The sequence below is a fragment of the Macellibacteroides sp. genome (assembly GCF_050251695.1).
Lineage (GTDB): Bacteria > Bacteroidota > Bacteroidia > Bacteroidales > Tannerellaceae > Macellibacteroides > Macellibacteroides fermentans.
On the sequence record NZ_JBFWMI010000146.1, the window covers coordinates 1 to 4,692 of the forward strand.

At 45.3% G+C, this 4,692-nt stretch carries 3 protein-coding genes and 1 pseudogene; 1 reads left to right on the top strand and 3 read right to left on the bottom strand.

The window, feature by feature from the left end; all coding sequences use genetic code 11:
- Positions 1-101: 101 nt before the first annotated feature.
- From xylA to AB7E53_RS14135, 3 genes are read right to left on the bottom strand one after another with little or no spacing between them, the layout of a single operon-like run.
- On the bottom strand, positions 102-1,430 hold the full coding sequence (xylA, locus tag AB7E53_RS14125) for a xylose isomerase (protein WP_079683152.1): 1,329 nt from the start codon (positions 1,428-1,430) through the stop codon (positions 102-104).
- Between the two features lie 36 nt (positions 1,431-1,466).
- Positions 1,467-2,951: a xylulokinase gene (locus AB7E53_RS14130; RefSeq protein WP_179398402.1), complete on the bottom strand. Its 1,485-nt coding sequence runs from the start codon at positions 2,949-2,951 to the stop codon at positions 1,467-1,469.
- Between the two features lie 22 nt (positions 2,952-2,973).
- On the bottom strand, positions 2,974-3,684 hold the full coding sequence (locus AB7E53_RS14135; protein WP_079683154.1) for an NUDIX hydrolase: 711 nt from the start codon (positions 3,682-3,684) through the stop codon (positions 2,974-2,976).
- Positions 3,685-3,937: 253 nt separating this feature from the next.
- Between AB7E53_RS14135 and AB7E53_RS14140 the strand changes: the two are divergent.
- Positions 3,938-4,692, top strand: a pseudogene (locus tag AB7E53_RS14140) (TrkH family potassium uptake protein); the annotation flags it as partial.

Here is a 4,692-nt window from a genome sequence, read left to right on the forward strand (position 1 = left end):
GTAATACCAAAAATATAGTTTTTGTTTCTCATGAATATATTAGATTAAATAACAAGAGCCGAAGGGTGTGATCCCCCTCCGGCTCCGGTTCTTATTCATTATTAGATATTACGGCTTACAATCATCTCATACAATTCCTGCTTTCCGCTGAACTGTTTGGGTTCACCGTGAGCCAAAGCAATTGTACGAAGATCTTCCAGGCTAAGTTTGCCATCTTCGAAAGCCTTTCCTTCGCCCGAATCAAACGAAGCGTAACGCTCGGCTCTCATCTTCAGGTAATCGGTCTTCTCCAGGATATTGGCTGCCGAAAGCAATGCGCGGGCAAACATATCCATACCGGAAACATGCGCAATAAAGATATCCTCCAGATCCGTCGAATTTCTTCTGGTCTTAGCATCAAAATTGGTACCACCGGTCTTGAAACCGCCTGCCTCAAGAATTACAAGCAGAGCCTGAGTAAGTTCGTACGAATCGATGGGGAACTGATCTGTATCCCAACCGTTCTGATAATCGCCGCGGTTAGCATCGATACTACCTAACATACCGGCATCAACAGCAGCCTGCAATTCGTGCTCGAAGGTATGACCAGCCAGGGTTGCGTGGTTCACTTCGATATTGAGTGCAAAATCCTTATCCAAACCATAGTGGCGCAAGAACCCGATTACTGTTTCGGCATCCACATCGTACTGATGCTTGGTAGGCTCCATCGGTTTCGGTTCGATAAGGAATGTTCCGTTGAATCCGTTCTTTCTTCCATAATCGCGGGCCATCGTAAGCATCATAGCCAGGTGATCCTTTTCGCGTTTCATGTTGGTGTTAAGCAAGCTCATATAACCTTCGCGGCCACCCCAGAATACATAGTTTTCGCCACCTAAAGCGATGGTTGCATCAATTGCATTCTTAATCTGAGTGCCGGCAAACGCCACTGCAGGGAAATATGGGTTGGTTGCCGCACCGTTCATATAACGACGGTTGCTGAACACGTTGGCTGTACCCCAAAGCAATTTCTTGCCTGTTGCAGCCTGTAAACCTTTGGCATGCTCCACCATGGTGTGCAGACGATTTTCGAACTCAAGCATAGTTGGAGCCTCCTCAACAACATCCACATCGTGGAAGCAATAGTAAGGAATACCGCACTTAGTCATAAATTCGAAAGCAGCATCCATTTTATATTTGGCGCGCGAAATCGCATCCGCTGCGTTATTCCATGGAAAATCAATTGTACCTCCGCCAAACTGATCGCCACCTTCGGCACACAAAGTATGCCAGTAAGCCATAGCAAAACGCAGGTGATCCTTCATAGTTTTACCCATTACCACACGGTTTTCGTCATAATAGCGGAATGCCAACGGATTTACAGTATCCAATCCCTCAAAACGAATCTTTCCAATACCAGGAAAGAATTCTTTTTCTCCTTTAAAAAAACTCATAATTGTCAGTATTAAGAATTAATATACACTTTAAAATCAGCTATTTTTAATCAATCGTTCCCTCCAGATCTCATAAGCACTGCAATAACTGTCGGCTTTAAGTCCGTCGGGTTCAATCCGGTTTATTTTCTGCAAGGAGGCAAACGCTTCGGCAGGCGATTTGTAAATGCCGGCACCTATACCTGCACCCTTGGCTGCACCTACAGCGCCGTTGGTGTCGTACAACTCAATCACGGCACCGGTTACACCAGCCAAAGCCTCCCTGAATACCGGACTAAGGAACATGTTTGCGTGACCTGCCCTGATTACATCTATATTGATACCCATTTCATTCATGATATCCATGCCGTACTTGAAGGAGAATACGATACCTTCCTGAGCGGCACGGGCCAGATGTGCCTTACCATGTATGTTGAAATTAAGACCGTGAACCGAGCAAGACGAAGATCTGTTCTGCAGCATACGTTCTGCTCCGTTACCAAACGGCAGAATTGACAAACCTTCGGAACCCACAGGCACCGTGGCTGCCAAGTCATTCAATGCCTCGTAATCCATTCCAGCAGGAGCTACATTCCGTTTTATCCACGAATTGAGGATACCTACCCCGTTGATACACAACAATACGCCCAAACGAGGTTCTTCCGGAGTATAATTAACGTGGGCAAAGGTATTTACACGCGAAAGCGGATCGTAATTTATAGCGCCGTTCACCCCGTACACAACTCCCGAAGTACCACCTGTAGCGGCAATTTCGCCCGGATTTAATACATTAAGCGACAAGGCATTATTAGGCTGATCGCCGGCCCTATAGGTAATGGGAGTTCCTTTTTTCATTCCCAGTTCGCTGGCAACCGACTCCGTAAGTTCACCCTGATTGGCAAACGTAGGCCTGATATCTGCAATCAGATCATTGTCGAAGCCAAAGTAATTCATCACATCCTTCGATACGCACTGGTTCTTGAAATCCCAGAAAATCCCTTCGCTTAATCCGGAAACGGTAGTCACAATATCGCCCGTCATCCGCATCGCCACATAATCTCCGGGCAACATTATCTTGTGGATACGCTCAAACAAGCGCGGCTCATATTCTTTAATCCAGGCCAGCTTAGAGGCCGTAAAGTTTCCGGGCGAATTAAGCAGATGAGACAAGCACTGCTCTTCTCCAATCGTTGTGAAGGCACGGTTTCCGTAGGGAACCGCCCTGCTGTCGCACCAGATAATTGAAGGACGTAATACCTTTTTGTCGCTATCAACCACCACAAGTCCATGCATCTGATACGAAATACCGATGGCACGAATCTCTTTTCCATCAATGCGTGCGGCGGCTATCGCCCCTTTGATGGCATCTTTCAGATAACCCCACCACGATTCAGGATCCTGTTCCGCCCAACCCGGCTTTACAGCCAGAATGGGAGCTTCCTCTTTTGGGAAAAAGTCGGATCCCACGGTTTTTCCACTTTCAACTTCCACCACCGAAGCCTTCACAGAAGAGCTTCCTATATCACAACCCAATAAATACATATGATTCAGATTTACTGTTAATTTACTTCTTATTCACAATCGAACGCTTCTTATAGATGGCTCTGTCGAATCGGTAATACCTCGCTGCCCTGTGGGCAACTCCCTCCTGCATCTCGTTGGTGGGCACAACATAGGCCAATGATGCAATCTTCTTATGAAAATTACGGATATCAAAAGCCTTTCCGAATATAGTCTCGTAGGTACGGCGCAGCTCATACAAAGTAAAGCGGGAAGGAAGGTATTCAAACACAATAGAAGGCTCGATTTCGATCCACTGACGAATCTCGCTGGTGGCAGCCGCAACAATTTCATTGTGGTCGAACGGCAATTTAGGGAGCTCGTTTACCGGCACCCATTGAGCCGACTTATATTTAGGAGACAGATTCTTTCGTTTGCTTATTTTACACAGCGCCAGGTACGCAACGGTTACGATACGGCCGATCTTCAGTTTGGAAGCATTCTCGAGCCAAAGCACATCTTCTTTATTCTGGGTACGCGACGGAGAACCAAAGCAACGGAACTGTTTGAGTTGGACTTTACTTATACCTGTGCTCTCCTTAAGCACCCGGTAAGCAGCATCGTCCAGGTCTTCGTTTTCGTAAATCAGGCTTCCGGGTAATTTGTAGTCGATCTGGTCGCCCGGAGAATCAGCACGCTCCACCAGAAGCACGCAAAGCTTCTCTTCATTTACGCCCAATAACACACAGTCTACAGAAACATGAGGATATAACATGCTGGTAATTTCATTTAGTATGTTGAACAATTAAATTAAAGATGCTGCAAATATATTGTTTTTTTTCATAAACAAATCATTCTTCAAAATAAATATGCTCATAATACCCTAATTATCTGTGTTTTTATAATCTTACTTTATACAATAAGACTCCAGAACATACTGTAACATAAACAATATCAATATTCTTACCATATTTGTCAAATATTCGCAAAAATTTGTATATTTGTTCAATACCTATTCGATATACACAATGGATATACGACGCTATCTATTCTTATATAAAATGCATGCATCGAGGTTGCGGAACGTGTTTAACATCGTAGCCGAGATAAGTATCTCATTGGCCTCACTGGGATCGTTGTTCATTTTACTATATCAGTTCGGGTATTCCCTGTCGCCGCAAACCACGCTCCGTCTGTCGGAATATCACAACCATTTGCTGTTACTTTTCTTTGTAGGTATCAGTCTGCGGTACATTGTTCAATTCGACAAGATTATCCGCGAGAGAATGCTTTTTACCGATCTGACCATCTATTTTTTACTGATCGGCTCTATATGCAGCAAGATATTCTTTACTGAAGTAATGGCCGACTCGCTGCCGTACCTCGATTTCTTTTCCAACCGCTGGTTTACCTATGGCCTGCTGGCTGTACTCACCATCATACATAGTTCGCGGCAGGTATTCACGGTAATTCAGCACCGTATAAGGCCATCGCTGTTATTTATCTTCAGCTTCGCCTTTGTGATTCTGACCGGCACCGGGTTGCTGATGCTACCCAATGCCACCATCCACGGTATACATTTTGTAGATGCTCTTTTTACGGCTACCACATCTGTTTGCGTAACCGGACTAACAACCGTGGATGTTGCTACCCAATTTACAGCAGCCGGACATATCATCATCCTGCTTCTGATACAGGTGGGCGGCATCGGGGTGATGACTTTCACGAGCTTCTTCGCCCTCTCATTCATGGGGGAGACCTCCATAAACAGTCAGCTTATCCT

Excerpts from the sequence above, each read along its gene's own strand:
- xylA (WP_079683152.1), bottom strand. The coding sequence starts at position 1,430 with ATGAGTTTTTTTAAAGGAGAAAAAGAATTCTTTCCTGGTATTGGAAAG.
- AB7E53_RS14130 (WP_179398402.1), bottom strand. The coding sequence starts at position 2,951 with ATGTATTTATTGGGTTGTGATATAGGAAGCTCTTCTGTGAAGGCTTCG.
- AB7E53_RS14135 (WP_079683154.1), bottom strand. The coding sequence starts at position 3,684 with ATGTTATATCCTCATGTTTCTGTAGACTGTGTGTTATTGGGCGTAAAT.